Raw genomic sequence first — 21,789 nt, 5'->3', positions numbered from 1 at the left:
AGGTAAAAGGAAGGGTCCTTAAAATAAGGGGAAATATTTCCGTTAAACTGCAAAATTTAGCTTGGGAGAGGTAAATAAGGGAATGATTTACCGTTAAGCATGCTCAGTGACCCAATTTTTCATGTTTTTAAGTTAATAGCTGAAAATTTTTCCCCTATTTGACCTTTTTTCCTCGACATTTCTTCATTAAGGGAAATTTCTTCCCTTATATATGATCTCATGGTGCTGGCACTTTTTTGGTACTTGCTTCTATGGGGGAGGGGGCCAGGAATAAAGAATCGCTTATTGAATAAACAAAGGGCTTATTTCAAAGAAAGAATCATAGTAAACTTGTTAAGTTATTTTAATTCCTATAAAAACGAATTAATCATAGTTGGCTTTTTTAAACCATTCCGCAAGTGAATTCTCCACGTAGATTAAAAGACTACAAAATATATTTCAGTGTTGCAAAACGTGATGCGATCTTAGATAAGAAAACACACTTGAAAGTAAAAGATATGCTGTAATATCAATTAAAAATAGCATACGAATAATGGTGCGAATTCGTATGCTAAAGACTATGAATTTTTATGGTTTGTACCTCTAAAGTGAACTACCTACTTTTATTAGAAAGTGTCTTTAAAATTCAGCAATCCCAACAGTTAAAATCCCTGTGCAACGCTGTTCGAATCAGGAAGAATATTTATCCGTGTTTTTTTCTTTCAGTTCTTTTACTTTTTTCTCAAGCTTCTCTTTCATTTCTTTCCGGATTTTATTTTTCCTTTCTTCTTCCTGATCGAAATATTCATCCACTGTTTCATGTCTGATGTTGATCAGTTCCCTGTATTTGTCTTCCGCTTCTTCATCTTTGAATTTATTCATATCCTTTAAATCATAGCGGAGGCTGCTCATGACATTTTTAGCTCCGAGTGATTTAAAGTAAATATCGTTGCCGTATCCAAGCATGTCAAAGTAGATATCATTGCTCTGGCCAAGAATGTCAAAGTACCGGTCGTTCCCCCATGAGAGCCATTCCCAATATAAACGGCTGTATTCTTCTTTCAAATAATCATTCAGTTCACTTTCAGAGTAGACGGATTTATACTGGCCTCCGCCTGCTTCCGCGACTTCTTTCAGTTTGACCTGGCCCTCGTTGTCGACGTCAAAACCGATGATGTTCACTTCTGCCTGGATATCGGACTCATTCAGGGACTTTGCCGCCGATACAGGATCGCCGTCACAAGTTTCCACACCATCACTTACAACATAGATGACATTTTTTATATTCTCTCCTTTTTGATTCTCCAGGTCTTTCTGTGCAGCCTCTATAGCACCGGCTAACGGCGTCCAGCCTGAAGGATCAAAGCGGTCGAGCGATTGCGCAAACTTTTCTTCATCATAAGTACCCAAATCATAAACTACCTCATTGCTCTTGCAGGACATTTCCTTGTCAGCATCAGAACCTGTTCCTTTATGACCGTAAACACGGAGCATGATGTTCGAACCCTCCGGCAGATCCTGTGCGTATTTCTGTATCGCCTGCTTGGCGAGCTTCATCTTTTGGCCGCCGCTGACTTTTCCTGCCATACTCCCGCTTGCGTCCAAGAGGATGGCCACATTCACTTTTTCCTGTTCAGGAATATCGATATCATCTTCAGGTGTAGAGGAGTCTATCGTAATGACGGGATCGACCTTCTCAAATCCTTCCGCTTCCTTCTCAATATCAGCGGCGACCAGGGAGACCACCAGCGAGTATGCTTCTTCTCCAGTAAGATTATCAGGTGCTTTTTCTATTTCTTCCAGGAGTTCTTTCTTATATTGTTCATCTGAACCCAATTTCTCAGGATCGTACTTCCCTTTTTCTTTTACGATTTCTTCTACGTTATATACAGCCGCTTTCGGTATATTCTTTTTTTCTTCTTTATCGGTTTTTTCTTTATTCGATTCTTTCGTTTGCTCCGAGCCGGTTTCTTTAGATTCTGATACCTTCTGATCTTGTGAACATCCCGCTGCTGCTGCCAGCAAAACGACCATCAAGATGAATGCCCAGCTTTTTTGTTTCATCATCTTTCCTCCCCGCTTTTCTTTCTGTGAATATGTTCCACTAATAAGTAGCCCAAATCAGACAGAATCAAACCATTTATTTACAATATTTCAAAATCCCTTCATGACTTTATCATAATATCCCGTATTTTTTTACAGGTATTAAGTAATGAATGTTATTTCACACATAAAAAAACCCCGCTCCATCAAAATAGAAACGGGGTTCATCCATCTATATTTATCCTGCCAGAACCGACAACAAAATCGCCTTCTGCACATGCAAACGATTCTCCGCCTGCTGGAACACGGCCGACTTCCCGCCATCGATGACTTCCGCTGTCACCTCTTCCCCGCGGTGAGCAGGGAGGCAGTGCAGGAACTTCACATCGTCCGAGGAATAGGAAAGTAATTCTTCATTTACCTGGTAAGGCTCGAATACCTGAAGTCGCTCGTCCGTCTCCTCTTCCTGACCCATGCTGGCCCATACGTCTGTATAGACAATATCGGCGCCGGCAGCCGCTTCCACTGGATCATAGGTAAGCGTGAAGCTTCCGCTGCTATGCTGAGCCAGTTCAACTGTGGCATCGATTATTGCTTGAGACGGCTCATAGCCTTTAGGACATGACACCACCACATCCATTCCAAGCTTCGCACACAGGATCATGAAGGAGTGGGCGACATTATTCCCGTCCCCTATATAGACAACCTTCAGTCCAGCGAGCTGACCCTTTAATTCATAAATGGTCAATACGTCGGCAAGTGCCTGACAGGGATGATACGTATCACATAAGCCGTTGATGACGGGCACACTTGCATGTTCAGCGAGCTCGGCGACTTTTTCATGTTCAAAGGTACGGATCATGATGGCATCGAGATACGAAGAGAGGACTTTTGCGGTATCTGCGATCGATTCACCTCTGCCAAGCTGGATATCCCGGGAATTCAGGTAGATCGCATGGCCGCCCATCTGCAGCATGCCAGCTTCAAAGGATACGCGGGTCCTTGTCGATGATTTCTCGAAGATCATTCCGAGTGTTTTGCCTTCAAGCTGCTTTGTGACCGGGTTCTTTTTCAGATGCTCTGCCAGTGACAGGAGTTCATGCACCTCTTCTGTTGTATAGTCCAGCCACGTCAATACGTCTCTTCCTTTTAGTGAGATTTTCTTAAACGGGGACAAGACAGCATTTGATTTCGTCATGTTCACTTCACTCCTTGCATCGTTTTAGGTTTCGCCAATGGGATCGGAGCAACATCGGCAGCCTCCATACTCTTTATAAACGCAAGCAGGGTTTCTTTTTCCGTGATGACGGCGACTCCCGCTTCCAATGCTTGAATGCGTTTCTTCTTCATTTCTTCGGTATCCTGGTTATTGAAGTAGACTGCTGCCGCGGGAGAATCCACCCACTCACTGAATTCAGCTTTGCCGGAAGTTTGATAGGCTTGGAGACTGCCTATGTCTCCATCGATGAACATAGTGCCTCCGCCCTGCATTTGATCATGTAAAGGTTCAAACACCTTAAACAAAGCTTCTTCCACCGTATGCCCGAGACACATCCCTTCTCCTGTTGATTTCATATTCGCACCCAGGATATGGTCAAGCTCAGGCAGTGCATGAGAAGAAAATACCGGATATTTGACTGCCACCATCGTCAACTCATCAGTGGACGGCGCCATGAACGAATCTATTTTCAGGTTTTCATCACATAACAGGTCTGTTGCCATATCAATCAGCGAGAAGCCGATGACCTTGCTGATGATCGGGACCGTACGGCTGGCCCGCGGATTGACTTCTAAAATGAATACCTCTTCTCCCTGGATAAGGAACTGGATATTCATGATGCCTGTATAACTGAGGGCAGAGACCACTTTTCCGGCATATTCTTCAATAGCTTCCTTTACGTTCTCAGAAAGTGACCCGGCCGGAAAAATAGCCATGCTGTCTCCTGAATGCACACCCGCTCGTTCGATATGCTCCATTATTCCTGGAATATAGGCGTTTTCCCCATCTGCAACCAGATCGATTTCAGCTTCCCGGCCCGTTTTAAATTCGTCCACCAGAACAGGGAAATAGTCATCATCCGCTCCTTGAAGCCACTCCTGAAGCTCACCCAGGGTTTCCACTTTCACCATCCCTTTACCGCCGATGACATAAGACGGACGGCATAGAATCGGAAAATGTAAATTCTTCGCTACCTTCAGCGCTTCCGCTTTACTATGACAGATATCCCCATCCACCCGGGGAACCGACAGCCCGTCAAGCAATTGATAGAATCGGTCACGGTCTTCGACAGCGTCAATCGTGTCAGAGTTGATTCCAAGAAGGCGGACCCCTTCCTCTTCTAAAAGCGGGGCAAGATTCAATGCCGTCTGCCCTCCAAATTGGACAAGCACGGTATCGATTCCTTCATGTTCAATGATCGCTAAGACGCTCTCCAGAGTGACCGGTTCGAAATACAGGCGGTCAGCTGTTTCATAGTCAGTACTGACCGTTTCAGGGTTGTTATTGACGATGATCGTTTTGTAGCCGTGCTTCTGCAATCGTTGATTCGCTTTAACCGCGCTGTAATCGAACTCCACTCCCTGGCCGATCCTGATTGGGCCCGAGCCGATGATGAGCGCCTTCTTCCCGCCATCGAGCGGCTGGATTTCATTTTCTCCATAGTAAGTGGAGTATGCATAGTTGGTTATGGCTTCGAACTCGCCTGCGCATGTATCGACCATTTTAAAGCTTGGGCTGATTCCGAATTGCTTTCTTAATGCAGTGACCTCACTTTCAGCTATGCCTGATAGTCTTGCAATCTCACAATCTTCAAACCTGTATTTCTTCGCTTGCTCCAGCAGGTCCTCATTTAAGGGACCCTCTATCAGTTTTTCCTCGACAGCTAAAAGATTTTGCAAGAGAGACAGGAACAGAAAGTCGATTTCCGTTCTGGCATGAAGTTCTTTCATACCATGACCTCTTCTCAAAAGCTCCACAAGCTGAAAGAAGCGAAGGTCCGTCGGTGTTACGATTGCCTCAAGCAAGTCATCGTCCGTGAAGGAAGACAGCTCTTCTTTCAGGGAAAGGCCTCCTGCGCCAATATCAAGGGATTGAATCGCTTTTTGAAAAGCCGCTTCCAGCGTACGTTCGATGGCCATGACTTCTCCGGTCGCTTTCATTTTAGTCCCGAGACGGCGGTTTCCTTCCGGGAACTTATCGAAGGGCCAGCGCGGGAACTTGACGACCACATAATCAAGCGCAGGTTCGAAGCTTGCATAAGTCGTTCTCGTCAGCGGATTGATGATTTCATTCAGTGTAAAGCCGACGGCAAGCTTGACGGCGATCTTCGCGATCGGATAGCCGGTCGCCTTCGATGCGAGCGCCGATGAACGGCTGACCCGCGGATTGACTTCAATGACATAGTACTGATTGCTGTCAGGGTCTAAAGCAAACTGTATATTGCAGCCTCCCACCACATCCAGTGCATTGATGATGTCAAAAGCCGCCGTACGGAGCATATGGAACTCCTGATCCCTGAGGGTCTGGGATGGTGCAACGACGATGGAGTCACCCGTGTGGACACCTACAGGATCGAAGTTTTCCATGTTGCACACTGATATACAGTTTCCTTTACAATCTCTCATCACTTCATACTCGATTTCCTTGAAGCCGGCAATGCTTTTTTCCACAAGGATCTGATTGATCGGGCTTGCTTTCAATCCGGTTTGCACAAGCTTGACGTACTCCTCTTTCGTGGAGGCGATCCCCCCTCCTCTGCCTCCCAATGTATAGGCGGGGCGGACAATGATCGGAAGCGGAATTCTTTCCGAGAAAGCAAGGGCTGCATCAACGTCCTCCACAATCTCACTTTCAGCGACAGGATGACCGAGCTCGTTCATAAGGTTGCGGAACTTCTCGCGGTCTTCCCCTTTCTGGATCGACTCCACCGAGGTGCCGAGGAGCTTCACACCGTATTTCTCAAGCACCCCTTTCTCATGTAGCTCCACCGCAAGATTGAGAGCTGTCTGACCGCCGAGATTCGCGACCACCCCATCGGGATTCTCTTTTTCAATGATGGAGGTGACCGTTTTAACCGTGAGGGGCTCACAGTAGACCTTGTCGGCATTTTCGGTGTCGGTCATGATGGTAGCCGGATTATGGTTCACAAGGACGACTTCATATCCTTCTTCTTTGAGGGCAAGACAGCCCTGCGTTCCGGAATAATCAAATTCTGCTGCCTGCCCTATGATGATCGGACCTGATCCTATCACAAGGATCTTCTGTATACTTGAATCTTTAGGCATAAATCTTCTCTCTCCCTGGTTGTTTGATGGATTGATAGAATTCTTCAAAGATGTATGATGCATCTTCAGGACCCGGTCTTGCTTCAGGGTGAAACTGCACAGAAAGGATCGGTTTCGTCTTATGCTGCAGCCCTTCTACAGAATCGTCATTTACATTGAAAAAACGCGGATTAAGCCCGGTATCCTGTAAACTTTCATCCTCCACCACATAGTTATGGTTTTGCGAGGTCAAGTAAACCTGGCCGGTTTCATGGTCGATGACTGGATGGTTCGCTCCCCGGTGCCCGAATAGGAGCTTCCGCGTATTGCCCCCTAACGCAAGGGCGATTAATTGATGTCCCAGACAAATCCCAAGTGTCGGCAATGCAAGAATATATTCTTTCAACTTCGGCAGCACGTCTGCCATTTCTTTCGGATCGCCGGGACCATTCGAAATGACGAGTGCATCGACTTTCAACGTTTCAAGTAACTCGATGCGGTCATAAGGGACCACGGTAACCGAGCAGTCCATATTCACGAGACTCGTGATGATTGATTTTTTCACCCCGAAATCAAGAAGTGCAACATGCACCTCCCCGCTTCCAACATGATTTAATTCTGCAGAAGCCACTTTTTGGATCTGTCCCTTCAGCTTTTCCGATGCTGGAATATCAGGTGCAGTGCTTATACATGCATTTTGACTTCCCAGCTCCCTGATCGTTTTGACCACCTGCCGGGTATCCACTCCGGTCATATATGGAATTTCCCACTTGTGTAGATACTCTTTAAGAGAAGACGTCGCTTGATAATGGGAATAAGTGTCCGGGCAATGCAGCATGATCACACCTTTCACCTGCGGCACTGCACTTTCCGAATCACCTTCATTGACTCCGTACTGACCGATCAGCGGATAGGTGAATACAACGATTTGATCTTTATAAGAAGGATCAGTGAGAACCTCCTGATACCCCGTCATTCCTGTAAAAAAGACAATTTCTCCTATAACGGGGCTTTTGCTGGCGGAAAACAGCTCTCCTTTGAAAACTGTCCCATTTTCTAAACTTAAGTAGCCGGTCATGACTAATCCCTCCTTAAAAATGAATTTTTATTATTGAATAAGTATTTTTATGCAATTATAAGTAAAAAAATTTATCGGACTGCTTCTTCGGTTTGCTGCTTAAGGGACTGTTCCAGTATCGTGAGTGCTTCCTCAAGCTCTGCTTCCGTAACCGTCAATGGAGGCAGCAGCCGGATGACATCGGGACCTGCCGGCAGTGTCAGCAGTCCGTTTTTCCTCAGGTGTTCAATGGCTTCCTTCGCTTCACCCTCTACTTGTATCCCGATCATGAAACCTTCTCCCCTCACTTCTTTCACAAGCGATAAAGGCTCCATTTTATCTTTAAGGGACTGGATGAATGTGTTGGATTTACTTTTCACGCCACTTAAAAACGATTCATCCATAATTGTTTCAAGAGTCGCTTTCACAGCAGCCATCGCCAGGGGATTTCCGCCGAACGTGGAGCCATGGGTGCCTGGTGAAAAAGTCTGGATGAGCTCTTTCCGTCCGATCATCGCTCCGACCGGGAATCCACTTCCGAGACCTTTAGCGGCTGTGACGATATCCGGATGTAAACCATGGTGTTGATAGGCAAAAGGTACTCCGGTTCGTCCAACCCCTGTCTGCACTTCATCGATGATCAAGAGGGCACCGATCTCCCTGCATTTATTCTGTACTTCTTTCAAAAAGGTTTCTGTTCCGGGAATCACTCCGCCTTCCCCTTGAATCACTTCCACCATAATCCCTGCAATATCATCAGCTTCGATTTTCGAGAGAGCCTCCACATCGTTATACGGCAGGTACTCAAACGTCGGAAGCAGCGGGCCGAATCCGCCGTGGATTTTCTCCTGCCCTGTCGCACTCATCGTCGCGAACGTGCGCCCGTGGAAGGATTGTTTAAAGGTAAGAATCTTTGTTTTTCCTGTATGCTTTTTTGCCAGTTTGATAGCGGCTTCGTTCGCTTCCGCCCCGCTGTTGCAAAAGAAGACGGCATCCATCCCGCTGGCGGCTGCCAGAAGCTCAGCGGCTTCTTCCTGCAGGGACAGTTGAAAGAGATTGGACACATGCCATATTTTATCCAGCTGCTCTTCCACAGCCTTTTTTACCACTGCCGGCGAGTGACCGAGATTACAGACGGCAATACCGGCAATGAAATCCATGTACGTCTGTCCGTCAGAGTCTTTCACCTTGGTCCCTTCACCCGAAATCAGTTCCATATCCAATCGATTATACGTAGGGAATAAATGGCTCATGAGGCTGCAACCGCTCCTTTTTCAGTAATTTTTGTACCCAGAATATTTCCGTCTTGGAAAAACGCCTGTTGTCCTCCGACAATCATCACTTCTTTCAGGCTCGGCGATAACACGGAAAGTGCGGATTTGACCTTCGGGATCATGCCTCCCGAGATCACTCCTGTTCCAATCAATTGATTGATTTCTTCAGCTGTTGCCTCCGAAATCATCTCGCCATCTTGCAGGACACCGGGTACATCCGTTACGTATAGGAGCTTCCCTGCTCCAGCTGCTTTCGCAATCGAAGCAGCGGCGAGGTCAGCGTTCACATTCACTTTAGTACCCTCTTTTGTAAGGGCAAGGGGCGCAATGACAGGGAGATACCCTGCCGAGGTCATGCCGGTAAGCAAGTCATTCTGCACGTCTTCAATTTCACCGACCAACCCAAGTGATTCTTCATCAATCAGGACGGCTTCTAATAAATGGGCATCATACCCGCACAGCCCGACCGCTTTCATCCCATGTGAATTCAATTGGTTGGTGAGATAGCTGTTCACTTTCCCTTTTAAAACCATTTCCGCAATCTCTAAAACAGGTTCCGTCGTCTTACGCTGTCCGTTAATAAAGGTCGTTTCTATATTCAGCTTTTCTAGCATATTCGTTATTTCAGGTCCGCCTCCATGAACAATCACCGCGTTATATTTCTTCATCATTTCGGCCATACTCTCAAAAAATTGCGGGGAAAGGCTGTAAAGGATGCTCCCCCCGAGTTTGATGACGAGCATCTCACGTTCGGTAGCTGGCATTGATTTTGACATAGTCATATGTTAAGTCGCACCCCCAAGCTTTTCCATCTCCCTGACCATCTTGCAAAAGAACTTTGATGACCACATGCTCTTCATTTTTCATATATTCACTTACACTCTGCTCATTGAAAACCTGGGGTGTGCCATTTGAGAAAACAAGTTCATCGCCAATGTGAATGTCACATGTTTCAGGCTGGAGGGTTACATCACTGTGACCCATTGCACCGACAATTCTCCCCCAGTTAGGGTCTGCGCCGTAAATGGCTGTCTTGACGAGGTTCGATCCGACTATCTTCTTGGCGATGATGTTGGCATCTTCAGTGGAATGAGCGCCATTCACCTCAACCTCCACAAGCTTTGTCGCCCCCTCCCCGTCACGGGCAATCTGTTTTGCCAGATCTTCGCATAAAAGAGTGATCCCTTCCTGGAAATGAACCCAGTCAGGATGATTTTCATTTAACGGCTTGTTCCCAGCCGCTCCGTTTGCCATAACAATGACCATGTCATTCGTAGACGTCTCCCCGTCCACTGTAATCTGATTAAAAGAAGTATTGACCGCTTTTTTCAAGGCACTTTGCAAGACTGGGGAGGCGATATTGGCATCCGTCGTGATAAAGCCGAGCATCGTTCCCATATTCGGATGAATCATCCCCGATCCCTTGGCAGCACCGCCAATCGTGACGGTCTTTCCATCGATCACCACCTCGACACAGCTGGCTTTTTCAACTGTGTCTGTCGTCAAGATCGCCTGCTGAAAAGATTTAGCACTGTTGTAATCCCTGTGGACTGCAATATCGCTGCACCCTTGCTCCATTTTTTCCATCGGGAGACATTCACCGATCACTCCTGTCGAAGCGACGGCAACATACTCCTCAGGCAGCTTGAAGCGCTTTGCAATCAGTTCTCTTGTTTTCAATGCATCTTTCAATCCCTGCTCGCCGGTGCAGGCATTGGCAATCGCACTGTTGCATACGACTGCCTGGAGTATGCCGGCAGCTGAGATGCTTTCCTGCGTCACTTTAAGTGGGGCTGCCTGAAAATGACTTTTTGTGTAAACCGCTGCGCTCTGGGCAGGTGTTTCACTGTACACCACGCCAAAATCCTTTTTTTCGTAACGCAGACCGATATGGAGGCCGCCCGCTTTGAAACCTTCAGGGGATAATATGCTCCCCCCCGCTACCTTCTGCACTGCTTTTTTCTCCATGACGCTCATTTCTCTCTCCTCCTTTTATGGATAAGCTCTTTTCGCTTACTGGGTTGATTTATAAACAAGAAAATACCGGATCTTGGGCATTTTCGGGATTTATGACTATACCTCTTATAGGCTTGAATCTGAAAAGAGTACGTGGACATGCACCATTCAGGCTCCCAGTATGTACGAAAAGCAACAATCTATTAGAAAAAAAGACTATGGATAAATTGGATAGTATTGAAGTCCGGCCGTTTCTTCGAGACCGAACATGAGATTCATATTTTGTACCGCCTGGCCTGCTGCACCTTTGATCAAATTGTCAATGACGGAAACGATTGTCACTCTGCCCGTCCTCTCATCTACTTTTATAGCAATATCGCAGAAATTGGTGCCGAACACTTCTTTGGTACTTGGAAATTGGCCGATTGGCCGAATCCGTACAAAGGGACTGCCGCTGTAAAAGTCTTGATAAAGTTCATGCAGCTCCTCTGTCGTTTGCTTCGCCGGAAGCTCACCATAAATGGTTGTCATGATGCCGCGCGTCATAGGAATTAGATGAGTCGTAAAGGTCACAGGTGCCGAATCAGGGTTCCAACGCTTCAGCTGCTGTTCGATCTCCGGGGTATGCTGATGCTCATGAACCTTGTAGATCCTTAAGTTTTCCTGTGTTTCGGAAAAATGACTGGATAGCGACGGCTTCCGTCCTGCTCCCGAAAGACCCGTCTTGGCATCGATGATCAATGAATCCGGCTGTATAAGCTTTTGCTGGACCAGCGGGGCAAGCGCCAACAGGGTCGCGGTAGGGAAGCAGCCCGGGTTAGCGATGAGGTCCGCTTCTTTAATGGCACCCTGATTGCATTCTGTCAGCCCGTAAACAGCTTTGCTTAAGACGGAGGTTTCTGCCGAGACTCCCTTATACCAGTCCTCATAGTCCTTTGGATCCTGCAATCGAAGATCCCCGGACAGATCAATTATCTTTGCCTTCCCTCCCAGCAACTTTGGCGTCATCTCTTTGGAGATACCTGCCGGAACCGCCAGGAACACCGCATCAAGCCGTTTCATTTCATCAAACTGAATGACATGGACCGATTCATTCGATAGATCAGTCAGATGGGGATATTGCTCAACATATGAATTCCCATTCAACGTTGATGAATACAAAATACAATTTTCGATTGAAGGGTGATTCGACAGGAGGCGATGCAGTTCTACACCACCATAACCTGTAGATCCAACAATTCCAACTTTCATCAGTCACTCACCACACACTATAGATTTAAATTAGGTCTTATTATATGACTGCATAAAAATAAAATCAATAGTATATTTATTAAAAATTAATCACAAACATTCTATCCTAAAGAAAAAGCCCGTTCCTCAGCGCTTTAAAGCACCGAGGGACGGGCGTTAATTTTTTTGTTCTTGTTTGATTAAAATTGTTCCGCTTCTGTAGATCCTTTCAGGGCTGTAGTAGAAGAAGTACCTCCTGAAATGACCATGGACACTTCATCAAAGTAGCCTGTTCCTACTTCACGCTGATGTCTTGTTGCAGAGTAGCCGTGTACTTCACTCGCAAATTCAGCTTGCTGAAGCTCGGAGTACGCAGCCATACCGCGGTCTTTATATCCTCTCGCCAATTCGAACATGCTGTGATTGAGTGCATGGAATCCTGCAAGCGTAACAAATTGGAACTTATAGCCCATTTTGCCCAACTCGATTTGGAACTTCGCGATTGTATCATCATCGAGCTTCTTCTTCCAGTTGAAGGATGGAGAACAGTTATACGCTAGAAGTTTCCCAGGGTGTTCCTTGTGGATGGCTTCCGCAAATTGACGGGCCTCCTCCAGGCTCGGTTCTGAAGTTTCACACCATATAAGGTCGGCGTAAGGAGCATAAGCAAGGCCTCTCGCGATTGCTTGATCAAGACCCGCCTTTGTACGGAAGAAGCCTTCAGGAGTACGCTCACCGGTGATGAATGGTGCGTCATATGAATCGAAATCACTCGTGATCAAATCCGCTGCATTGGCATCTGTACGTGCCACAATCAAGGTTGGAACCCCCATCACATCCGCCGCAAGACGGGCTGAAATCAAATTCTTCACAGAGGTTTGAGTAGGCAGCAGGACTTTTCCGCCCAAGTGACCGCATTTTTTCTCCGAGGAAAGCTGATCTTCGAAGTGAACGGCTGATGCCCCGGATTCAATCATCCCTTTCATCAATTCAAATACGTTCAACTGCCCTCCGAATCCTGCTTCTGCATCTGCGACAATCGGAACAAACCAATCAATTGATTCGTCTCCTTCTACATAATGGACCTGATCGGCACGCTGGAGAGCCTGATTGATGCGCTTAACAACAGATGGAACCGAGTTTGCAGGATACAAGCTTTGATCCGGATACATCTGGCCTGACAGGTTGGCGTCAGCAGCTACCTGCCATCCGCTCAGGTAAATGGCCTTGAGACCTGCTCTGACCTGCTGGACAGCTTGGTTTCCTGTTAGAGCTCCCAGAGCATTGATATAGTTTTCTTCGTGCAATAAATTCCAAAGCTTATCAGAACCGCGTCTCGCTAACGTGTGTTCTATATCAATGGAACCTCTTAATCGAATGACATCCTCTGCGGAATAAGGTCTGGTGACCCCGCGCCATCTTTCGTCAAGTTCCCAGCTTTCCTGTAAAGCTTTTGCACGTTCATTCACACTGTTTTTTGTCATAGAATATCTCTCCCTTTTCAAATTTTATCGTTTTTTAAGCTTAAGTATGCGTTGGTGTATGGATACAGGTTGAATACGTCTGCATTTGAAGGTTTCTGTGCTGTGAAGGATTCCTGAGCGGTCATCATGATGAGTTGAGTAAAGGTGATATTGCATTTTGTTATAATACAGATTATTTAACTTGTTTGTATTATATAACAGTGTGTTTTGAGATGGAACCTTTTTTTATTATTTTTTCTTCGACAAATTTTGCAGATCCGGAAAAAGACATCTTAAGACACAAAAAAGCCTGCCGTCACCGATTATTCAGCGGTGACGGCAGGCTCATTACCTGTTTATTTTACAATATCTTTTGCAACAGCTTCATCAAATTCAGCTTTAACTTCTTCACTTGGCTGTGGTCCAACCTTACTGAAGATGACGATCGCAAGCATTGCCAGGAAGAATCCTGGAACGATTTCATATAATTCGAAAGGAATTGCTCCTGCTACTGTAAGCTGCTTCCACACAACGACTGTTACAGCTCCAGTGATCATACCAGCAAGCGCACCGTTGCGTGTCATGCCTTTCCAGTATAGAGACAATAGGATGATTGGTCCGAATGCAGCACCGAATCCACCCCATGCATAACTTACAAGATCAAGGATCTTCGTTCCGCCTCCATTTGCCGGGTTCCCTTGCATAGCAAGCAGAATGGCGATGAAAGCAATCAGAAGCACTCCGATACGACCTACCCATACTAGCTCTTTATCAGAAGCATTTTTACGGATGATCGCTTTATAGAAGTCTTCCGCTAAAGCACTTGAAGACACAAGTAATTGAGAGTCAATTGTACTCATGATAGCAGACAGGATTGCTGCTAACAGGATACCTGAAACCCAAGGGTTAAACAGGACATCTGTAAAGAAGATGAATACTTTCTCAGAGTTATCGACATCTCCAGTAATTAATGGAGCATCTGCAAAGTATGCAATTCCCGCAAATCCTGTAATGACTGCCCCGATCATGGAGATCGTCATCCAGCTCATACCGATCCAGCGTGCCTTTGGCACATCCTTTGTTGAACGCAATGCCATAAAGCGTGTGATGATGTGAGGCTGGCCAAAGTAACCAAGACCCCATGCCAATAATGAAATAACACCCATTACAGTCATCGTGTTCATTGTGTCAAGGTTCGCAGGGTCAACTGAACGTACAGCATCCACTGTCGCATTCCAGCCGCCAAGCTCAGTGATCGCAACAATCGGAGTCACGATCAATGCAAGGAACATCAGAATCCCTTGTACAAAGTCAGTCCAACTTACCGCCAAGAATCCTCCAAGGAAAGTATAAGAAATGATTACAATGGCACCAATCCATAATGCAGTATTGTAAGTCATACCAAACGTTTCCTGGAATAATAACGCTCCGCCTACAAGACCAGAAGATGTATAGAAGGTAAAGAATACCAGAATGATTACTGCTGAAATGACACGAAGAAGACGAGATCCATCTTTAAAACGATTTTCAAAATAATCAGGAACCGTGATTGAATCGTCTGCAACTTCCGTGTAAGCACGAAGCCTTGAAGCAACGAATCTCCAGTTTAAATAAGCACCAATTACCAACCCAATACTTAACCAAATGGAACCTAATCCAATTGCATAAGCCAGACCAGGAAGTCCAAGCAATAACCATGAACTCATATCAGATGCACCAGCACTTAATGCTGCTACCCCCGGTCCTAAACTACGTCCTCCAAGAACATAATCCGATAAATTACTTGTTAATCTGTACGAAATAATACCAATTGCAAGCATTCCAACTAAATATACGATAAACGTGACTAAAGTAGCTATATCCATTGTGTTGTCAGCATTCCCCTTTCAATAAATTTGTTTTCATTTTGCCAGGTGCTTAATCCGACTTTTGATACATGCTAAAAGACCTTTTGTAAATATAGTCCAGCAATTCTTTACCCTATGCATACAGGTTGTAAACTTATTCACTCAAAATTGTTTGAAAAAGTTTCTTCTGCGAAGCGATGTTTCCGTAACAAGTTCACAACGTTATTAATGCTAACATACATTTCAAAAAAATCCATACGGAATTTTCTGAATATATGGACCTATATGCATTTTTATACACTTATTTTGCATATATTTTTATGAAAGCGCTTAAATTGCTATATTCATTCATAAAAATTTATAAAATTAAATTGACTTGTTTGACAAATCTGTGTCGTTTTCAGAAAAATTAACTAACGTTAGCTCTTTTAGGTTGTACCAAAAGGCTTGAAATATGTATGAATAACCAAAAAAAAAAATGGAGGGACCCCCCTCCATTCATCTATCTTTATGTTTCACTCTGTAAATTAAATAGGCAATCAAATTGGCTGGTAGAAATAGAGGGTTACTTTGGGCATTTTGGTGAAGGAATGCTTCTCCGAAAGGCATGTTATCAAAGGCCTCACCGGATTCGCGCTTTTTCTTTTTCTTTTCCTCTTCCATTGCCTTAATGTAACGATATTGAATAGGAATCATGACAAGCGTTATGACAAACAAAACCGATGCAATGAGCAACCCGACAGAATACATTTCATCCATAATTAATCCCCCTTTGTTAGTATACGAATGAATGAAAGCCGGGTTTCATAAAAAAAACGATCCTGCAAAAGCAAGATCGGTTCTGTTCAACGTTGTCCAATTTCATCATTCATAAATGTGCAGGTATGTTTCTTTACTTCCTTTTTTCTTCACGACCAACGCCTCAGGTCCGTAAGAAGAATTAATGAGCATTTCCACATTCCAGCTTTCAGGCGTATTCTTTCCGATCAAATTGGATAGATGGCGGGCAAATCCAACTGTCTCTGTCTTTCCGTTAAAGGTCAATGCCACCTCCAACTTCATGTCTGTCAGCTCTTGATTTTGATAGAGTGCTTCACCCGTTATGCCTGTAAACACAGGGAAGTACTCTTCAATTTCCTTCTTCAAGTCCTGGAATATTTTATTATCATTCGGATGATTCTCCGCTGCTTCCGGGGATGGGAAGATGTAGTATTCTTCATTGATCCCTTCCCAATTTTGAATCGCGTCCGTCCCGGCTTCCACTGTTGTATACCCAAAGAACTGGCCAGGGACCACCTGCTGCTTTGGCGCTTGCTTGTATAGAGCGATCATGATGGGAACATTTCGAAGTTCTTCTCTTTGACGCAATCTTTTCAGCACCTCTTCAGCCATTTTGGCTCCCTGCTCCTTGAGTACTTCATTGCTGATATTTTTGACGGTTCTCGTTCCATTGCTGAGATTGGTCTCATAATTGACGGAATTCAGCGACAGGGCAATGACCAAGCCTCCAAGCTGCACTTTGTTGTCATCTTCTTTTTTTATCAAGTAATTATGTTCAACAATATGAGCTAAATAGATCGGGGCATTGTTTCCTTTTGTCTGCACTGGATTCAAGCCAAGATTGTCGCTTTCCTTCAGCTTTTTTTCGGCAAGCTGTTCACTTGTGAACTTACGCTGAAGCCAGCTGTCGATCGTCTTCTTGGTTAAGAATTGCCCTTCTTTGAAAAAATAATCATCGGTTGAAAAACGTCTTTGGGCAACACGCAGCAAACCATTCTCTATTTCGTTTATATCATATCGTGAGCCAAGGTCATTCACGACTATTCCACGTGTTTTACTAGTATCATAAGGAAGCATGGTCTTATAATAATCGTTTGAAATTTGAAAGTTAGGAATGATCGCCTTCTTCGATTCACTATCCTGATTTTCCTGAACGACTTGATCCTGCTTTTCAAACGTCGGTGCACAGCCTCCCAAAATCAATAAGGCGGCTAAAGCTGCCGATAGCCTTTTTTTCATTACTTTCTACACCTCTTATCGGTTAAGTTCTTCCATCAGCTTATCCTCGTCCCAGACTTCTATCTCGAGCTCGTTTGCCTTTTTGAGTTTTGAGCCTGCATCTTCTCCAGCTATGACAAGATCTGTTTTCTTGCTTACGCTTCCCGTCACTTTACCCCCGAGCATTTCAATCTTTTCTTTCGCTTCGTTCCGGCTCAATTGTTCAATTTTCCCCGTCAATACGATGGTCTTTCCTGCAAAGTAAGAATCCGATTCATTTGCCGCCACAGGCTTGGGACCTTTATATTCCATATTAACCCCAGCATCTTTAAGCTCCTGAACCAGCTCTTTGACTTCATCATTTTCAAAATAAGCCACGACTGCATCGGCCATTTTCTCCCCGATTTCGTTGATGTTCGTCAGCTCTTCTTTGGAAACCTCCATCAGTCGATCCATATTCCCAAACTCCTGGGCAAGGGTCTTGGCTGCTTTCGCCCCTACGTGACGGATCCCCAGCCCGAACAAAAGTTTCTCGAGTGAATTCTTTTTCGATGCGCCGATAGCCTGGAGGAGGTTATCCACCGACTTCTCACCCATCCGCTCCAGTTGAAGCAGCTGGTCACGCTCCAATTTATAAAGGTCTGCCACATCTACAATCAATTGCTCCCTGAACAGCTGACTGATGACCTTTTCTCCAAGCCCATCGATATTCATCGCATTTCTGGAGACAAAGTGGATAAGACCTTCACGGATCTGAGCAGGACATTTAGGGTTGATACAGCGAAGCGCCACTTCCCCCTCAAGCCTCACAAGCTCACTTTCACATTCAGGACAATGAGTCGGCATACTGAATTCCTGTTCATCGCCTGTTCTCTTTTCTTCCAGTACATTTACCACTTCAGGGATGATGTCCCCCGCTTTTTTAATGACCACATGATCTCCGATTTTGATATCTTTTTCCCTGATGAGATCCTCGTTGTGCAGGGAAGCACGCTGAACCGTTGTACCGGCAACCCTTACAGGTTCAAGAATGGCAGTGGGAGTAACCACTCCGGTGCGTCCGACACTCAGTTCGATTTCTTTCAATATCGTGATGACTTCTTCTGCAGGAAACTTGAATGCTATGGCCCAGCGCGGGCTTTTAGCTGTTGTCCCAAGTTCTTTCTGCTGTTCCAATGAATCAACTTTAATGACGATTCCATCGATATCATACGAAAGATCCGGACGTCTCTCCGTCCAGCTTTCCACATATTCCAGCACTTCTTCAATATCAGCACAGCGCTTGCGTTCAGGGTTCGTCTTGAAACCAAGCTTATCTAATTGATCGAGGCCCTCACTGTGAGAGTCTATCCCTGTATCACCAATGTCAGCAAGGGCATATAGGTAGATATCAAGATTTCGTGAAGCGGCTATTTTAGGATCCAGCTGACGCAATGAACCTGCGGCGGCATTGCGGGGATTCGCGAACGGTTCTTCCCCTTTTTCCTCTTTCACTTTATTTAAGGCTTCAAATGAGCGTTTCGGCATGAAGGCTTCCCCGCGTACTTCAAACGAAAGAGGTTCTTTGATCTTTAATGGAATCGAACGGATCGTCTTCAGATTCGATGTAATATCCTCCCCAATCGACCCATCTCCGCGGGTGGCACCCTGTACAAACACTCCTTTTTCATAACGCAGGGAAACGGCCAAGCCGTCAATCTTGAGCTCACAGACATAGGAAAAACCATCGCCGACCGCCTGACGGACACGCCGGTCAAAATCACGGAGATCCTCTTCATTGAAGGCGTTCCCCAAACTCAGCATTTGACTGCGGTGCTCTACTTTTTCAAATGCATCAAGGATCGTGCCTCCGACTCTTTGAGAAGGTGAGTCGGAAGTTTGTAATTCAGGGTATTGATCCTCGAGGTCGATAAGCTCTCGCAACAGCTGATCATATTCTGAATCCGGCACTGAGGGTTTATCAAGGACATGATATTCATAATTATATTGATTCAATAATTCATGCAGTTCCTGTACACGTTTTTCAGCCGATTGTTGATCCATTCTAACAACCCTTTCTTGCTAATCTTCACGTTTATTAAACAAGTGTTTAACTCTGTGATCGTTGATTTATCAACGTTATTTGTTGTTAATCAAACGTTTGTTTAAATTGACCGTACATTGAACACCGCTGTTGATTTCCGTGCAAGACTTCGCTTTCCGCGGGCGAGCGGGGAGCCTCCGAGGTTAACTGTCTAGCTGCAGGGCTTAGAGGCACATGTCATAAGCCAAACCGACCAAGAAGGCAAAAAACGCCTTCGTGGCCGATTCGTCTTATGCCACACGCCTCTGAGCAAAGCCCTTCCGCTTTTCTGATAGGAGTCTTCGTCTCGCACTCCAATCAACAGCTGGAATCAGCCTTAGATCAATCTATCTTTTATCGCAGCTAAATTGCTTATCATGCTTTTTCTATCGGAGCGAACTTTGCCAATAGGCGTTTGATTCCGGTTGGGCTTGGGAAGGCGATGTCGAGTTCGACGCTGTCGCCTGAACCCTTTACGCTTACGACGGTGCCTGTGCCCCATTTTTTGTGGGATGCCTTGTCGCCGACCTGCCAGGATACTGATTCGCCGCCGGTTGTCTTTTGGACGACAGGACGGGTGACAGGCTTCCTTGGTGCAGGACGGGAAGGGCCGTTTCCGGCTGGTCTGCCAAACGGTGAAGAGAATGGGCCTTTACTCTTGCTTTCGGCCATGACATCATCCAGCAGGTCTGCAGGGATTTCACTGATGAACCTTGATACGGGGTTCATTTTCGTCTGACCGAACAGGGTCCTCATCTGTGCATTTGTCATATAAAGCTCTTCTTCCGCACGCGTGATCCCCACATATGCTAGGCGGCGTTCTTCTTCCATTTCGTCTTCTTCCATCAGTGAACGGCTGTGAGGGAACACACCTTCTTCCATCCCCATCAAGAATACGACAGGGAATTCAAGCCCTTTCGCAGCATGGAGGGTCATCAGGATGACCGATTCCTTAGGCTGGTCATCTTCATCCAGCTTATCGATATCCGCAACCAGTGCCAGGTCCGTCAAGAAGGCTACCAGACTCTTATCATCATTCGATTGCTCAAAGCTTTTCGTTACGGACAGGAACTCATCCAGGTTTTCCAGTCTGCTTTGGGACTCGATGGATTTTTCTGCTTTCAGCATATCCGTGTAGCCGGATTTCTCAAGAATTTCTTCTACGAGTTCGGTGACCGATAAATACTCCTGCATACCTGTATAGCCTTTGATCATTTCCTTGAATTCAATCACTGCTTTCGTGATTTTCGGGCTGAGTCCGATAAAATCTGCTTCCTCTAGCGCAGAGAACATGGAAATATCATGATCCTGCGAGTAGCGGGCGATTTTATCAATTGAGGTCGCACCGACTCCGCGTTTCGGTACATTGATCACACGCTGCAGACTGATATCATCATCCGGATTGGCAATCAAACGCAGATAAGCTAGGATATCCTTGATCTCTTTACGATCGTAGAACTTGATACCGCCGACGATGGAGTATTCGATATTCGATTTAAGTAGCACTTCCTCCATTACACGGGACTGCGCATTCGTACGATACAGGATGGCGAAGTCAGAGTATTTGCGTTTCCCGCTATCCACCATCTCCTTGATCTTGCCGGTTACAAACTGAGCTTCCGTTTGCTCGGAATCCGCTCTGTAATAAGAGATCTTTTCACCTTCGTGATTCTCTGTCCAAAGGTTTTTCGGCTTCCGATTAGAGTTCTTCTGGATCACTTCGTTCGCTGCCTGTAAAATACGCTTCGTCGAACGGTAATTCTGCTCAAGCAAAATGACATTGGCACGCGGGTAATCTTTTTCAAACGAAAGGATATTGGCAATATCCGCCCCGCGCCAGCGATATATGGATTGATCGGAATCACCGACCACGCAAAGGTTTTGAAAACGTGAAGCGAGTAATTTAACGAGCATATACTGAGCTCTGTTCGTATCCTGATACTCATCCACGTGGATATATTGGAATTTGCGCTGATAGAACTCGAGAACTTCCGGTACCCTTTGAAACAATTGGATCGTCGTCATGATCAGGTCATCGAAATCGAGTGCCTGATTCTTCCGGAGACGCTTCTGATATTCTGTATAAACATCCGATACCACCTGGTCATAATAGCCTCCCGCTGTTTTGGAGAACTCTTCGGGAGTAGTCAATTCATTCTTCGCCGAACTGATGGACCCGAGGATGGAACGTGCATCGAACTTCTTCGGGTCGATGTTTTTATCTTTCAGGATGGATTTGATTACGGACTGCTGATCCGTCGAATCCAGGATCGTAAAATTACGGTTCATCCCGATCCGGTCGATGTCCCGGCGCAAAATACGCACACACATGCTGTGGAATGTGGAAATCCAGATATTCTCGGATGCGCCACCCAGGATGTTATTGATACGATCCTTCATCTCCCGGGCCGCTTTATTTGTAAAAGTAATCGCCAGTATGTTGTAAGGATTCACTCCTTTTTCCACCATTAGATACGCAATCCTGTGCGTCAGCACTCTTGTCTTACCTGACCCCGCACCTGCCATGATCAATAAGGGACCCTCTGTCGCTTTCACCGCTTCCGCCTGCTGCGGATTCATTCCGTTCAATAACCGATCAGTCAAAAATTGCATAACA

At 45.6% G+C, this 21,789-nt stretch carries 14 protein-coding genes; all 14 read right to left on the bottom strand.

From position 1 onward, the window contains the following. Positions 1 to 669: 669 nt before the first annotated feature. Positions 670 to 2,046 carry a VWA domain-containing protein gene (locus tag HWX64_RS01350; RefSeq protein ID WP_175986619.1) on the bottom strand — a complete coding sequence of 459 codons (1,377 nt, stop codon included), beginning with the start codon at positions 2,044 to 2,046 and terminating at the stop codon, positions 670 to 672. Between the two features lie 214 nt (positions 2,047 to 2,260). Then, positions 2,261 to 3,220, bottom strand: a complete 960-nt coding sequence (argF, locus tag HWX64_RS01345; RefSeq protein ID WP_175986617.1) for an ornithine carbamoyltransferase — start codon at positions 3,218 to 3,220, stop codon at positions 2,261 to 2,263. A gap of 2 nt (positions 3,221 to 3,222) precedes the next feature. Beyond that, the gene (locus HWX64_RS01340; protein WP_175986615.1) at positions 3,223 to 6,306 is read right to left on the bottom strand and encodes a carbamoyl phosphate synthase large subunit; all 3,084 of its coding nucleotides are present in this window, start codon (positions 6,304 to 6,306) and stop codon (positions 3,223 to 3,225) included. Then, positions 6,299 to 7,363 (bottom strand): carbamoyl phosphate synthase small subunit, encoded by a 1,065-nt coding sequence (locus tag HWX64_RS01335; RefSeq protein ID WP_175986614.1) that lies wholly within the window; start codon positions 7,361 to 7,363, stop codon positions 6,299 to 6,301. Before HWX64_RS01335 ends, HWX64_RS01340 begins: the two co-directional genes overlap by 8 nt. 71 nt (positions 7,364 to 7,434) lie before the next feature. Next, positions 7,435 to 8,595, bottom strand: a complete 1,161-nt coding sequence (locus HWX64_RS01330) for an acetylornithine transaminase (RefSeq protein WP_175986612.1) — start codon at positions 8,593 to 8,595, stop codon at positions 7,435 to 7,437. Next, positions 8,592 to 9,398, bottom strand: coding sequence for an acetylglutamate kinase (argB, locus tag HWX64_RS01325; protein ID WP_254871008.1), 807 nt, complete (start codon positions 9,396 to 9,398; stop codon positions 8,592 to 8,594). The genes HWX64_RS01330 and argB overlap by 4 nt, the downstream gene beginning before the upstream one ends. Then, positions 9,361 to 10,593: a bifunctional ornithine acetyltransferase/N-acetylglutamate synthase gene (argJ, locus tag HWX64_RS01320; RefSeq protein WP_175986610.1), complete on the bottom strand. Its 1,233-nt coding sequence runs from the start codon at positions 10,591 to 10,593 to the stop codon at positions 9,361 to 9,363. Before argJ ends, argB begins: the two co-directional genes overlap by 38 nt. Before the next feature lie 195 nt (positions 10,594 to 10,788). Continuing rightward, positions 10,789 to 11,823, bottom strand: coding sequence for an N-acetyl-gamma-glutamyl-phosphate reductase (gene argC / locus HWX64_RS01315; RefSeq protein WP_175986608.1), 1,035 nt, complete (start codon positions 11,821 to 11,823; stop codon positions 10,789 to 10,791). A 179-nt stretch (positions 11,824 to 12,002) separates the two neighbouring features. Beyond that, on the bottom strand, positions 12,003 to 13,286 hold the full coding sequence (gene aceA, locus HWX64_RS01310; protein WP_175986607.1) for an isocitrate lyase: 1,284 nt from the start codon (positions 13,284 to 13,286) through the stop codon (positions 12,003 to 12,005). A 335-nt stretch (positions 13,287 to 13,621) separates the two neighbouring features. Continuing rightward, on the bottom strand, positions 13,622 to 15,130 hold the full coding sequence (gene putP / locus HWX64_RS01305; RefSeq protein ID WP_175986605.1) for a sodium/proline symporter PutP: 1,509 nt from the start codon (positions 15,128 to 15,130) through the stop codon (positions 13,622 to 13,624). A gap of 480 nt (positions 15,131 to 15,610) precedes the next feature. After that, positions 15,611 to 15,871 (bottom strand): DUF3949 domain-containing protein, encoded by a 261-nt coding sequence (locus tag HWX64_RS01300; RefSeq protein WP_175986603.1) that lies wholly within the window; start codon positions 15,869 to 15,871, stop codon positions 15,611 to 15,613. A 105-nt stretch (positions 15,872 to 15,976) separates the two neighbouring features. After that, entirely contained in the window at positions 15,977 to 17,131 is a 1,155-nt protein-coding gene (locus HWX64_RS01295) for a CamS family sex pheromone protein (RefSeq protein ID WP_175986602.1), read from the bottom strand. A 15-nt stretch (positions 17,132 to 17,146) separates the two neighbouring features. Continuing rightward, the gene (gene ligA, locus HWX64_RS01290; RefSeq protein ID WP_175986600.1) at positions 17,147 to 19,153 is read right to left on the bottom strand and encodes an NAD-dependent DNA ligase LigA; all 2,007 of its coding nucleotides are present in this window, start codon (positions 19,151 to 19,153) and stop codon (positions 17,147 to 17,149) included. A 394-nt stretch (positions 19,154 to 19,547) separates the two neighbouring features. Next, a complete protein-coding gene (gene pcrA / locus HWX64_RS01285) occupies positions 19,548 to 21,785 on the bottom strand; it encodes a DNA helicase PcrA (protein ID WP_175986599.1) in 2,238 nt (745 codons plus the stop codon). Positions 21,786 to 21,789: the final 4 nt, after the last annotated feature.

It is taken from the genome of Bacillus sp. Marseille-Q1617 (assembly GCF_903645295.1).
Taxonomy (GTDB): domain Bacteria; phylum Bacillota; class Bacilli; order Bacillales; family Bacillaceae_B; genus Rossellomorea.
The sequence above is the reverse complement of the archived record's forward strand: the minus strand, read 5'-3'. Positions and strand labels throughout refer to the sequence as shown.

Bases quoted from the DNA above. Each gene is read 5' to 3' on its own strand.
- HWX64_RS01350 (WP_175986619.1), bottom strand. From the start codon at position 2,046: ATGATGAAACAAAAAAGCTGGGCATTCATCTTGATGGTCGTTTTGCTG.
- argF (WP_175986617.1), bottom strand. From the start codon at position 3,220: ATGACGAAATCAAATGCTGTCTTGTCCCCGTTTAAGAAAATCTCACTA.
- HWX64_RS01340 (WP_175986615.1), bottom strand. From the start codon at position 6,306: ATGCCTAAAGATTCAAGTATACAGAAGATCCTTGTGATAGGATCAGGT.
- HWX64_RS01335 (WP_175986614.1), bottom strand. From the start codon at position 7,363: ATGACCGGCTACTTAAGTTTAGAAAATGGGACAGTTTTCAAAGGAGAG.
- HWX64_RS01330 (WP_175986612.1), bottom strand. From the start codon at position 8,595: ATGAGCCATTTATTCCCTACGTATAATCGATTGGATATGGAACTGATT.
- argB (WP_254871008.1), bottom strand. From the start codon at position 9,398: ATGACTATGTCAAAATCAATGCCAGCTACCGAACGTGAGATGCTCGTC.
- argJ (WP_175986610.1), bottom strand. From the start codon at position 10,593: ATGAGCGTCATGGAGAAAAAAGCAGTGCAGAAGGTAGCGGGGGGGAGC.
- argC (WP_175986608.1), bottom strand. From the start codon at position 11,823: ATGAAAGTTGGAATTGTTGGATCTACAGGTTATGGTGGTGTAGAACTG.
- aceA (WP_175986607.1), bottom strand. From the start codon at position 13,286: ATGACAAAAAACAGTGTGAATGAACGTGCAAAAGCTTTACAGGAAAGC.
- putP (WP_175986605.1), bottom strand. From the start codon at position 15,130: ATGGATATAGCTACTTTAGTCACGTTTATCGTATATTTAGTTGGAATG.
- HWX64_RS01300 (WP_175986603.1), bottom strand. From the start codon at position 15,871: ATGGATGAAATGTATTCTGTCGGGTTGCTCATTGCATCGGTTTTGTTT.
- HWX64_RS01295 (WP_175986602.1), bottom strand. From the start codon at position 17,131: ATGAAAAAAAGGCTATCGGCAGCTTTAGCCGCCTTATTGATTTTGGGA.
- ligA (WP_175986600.1), bottom strand. From the start codon at position 19,153: ATGGATCAACAATCGGCTGAAAAACGTGTACAGGAACTGCATGAATTA.
- pcrA (WP_175986599.1), bottom strand. From the start codon at position 21,785: ATGCAATTTTTGACTGATCGGTTATTGAACGGAATGAATCCGCAGCAG.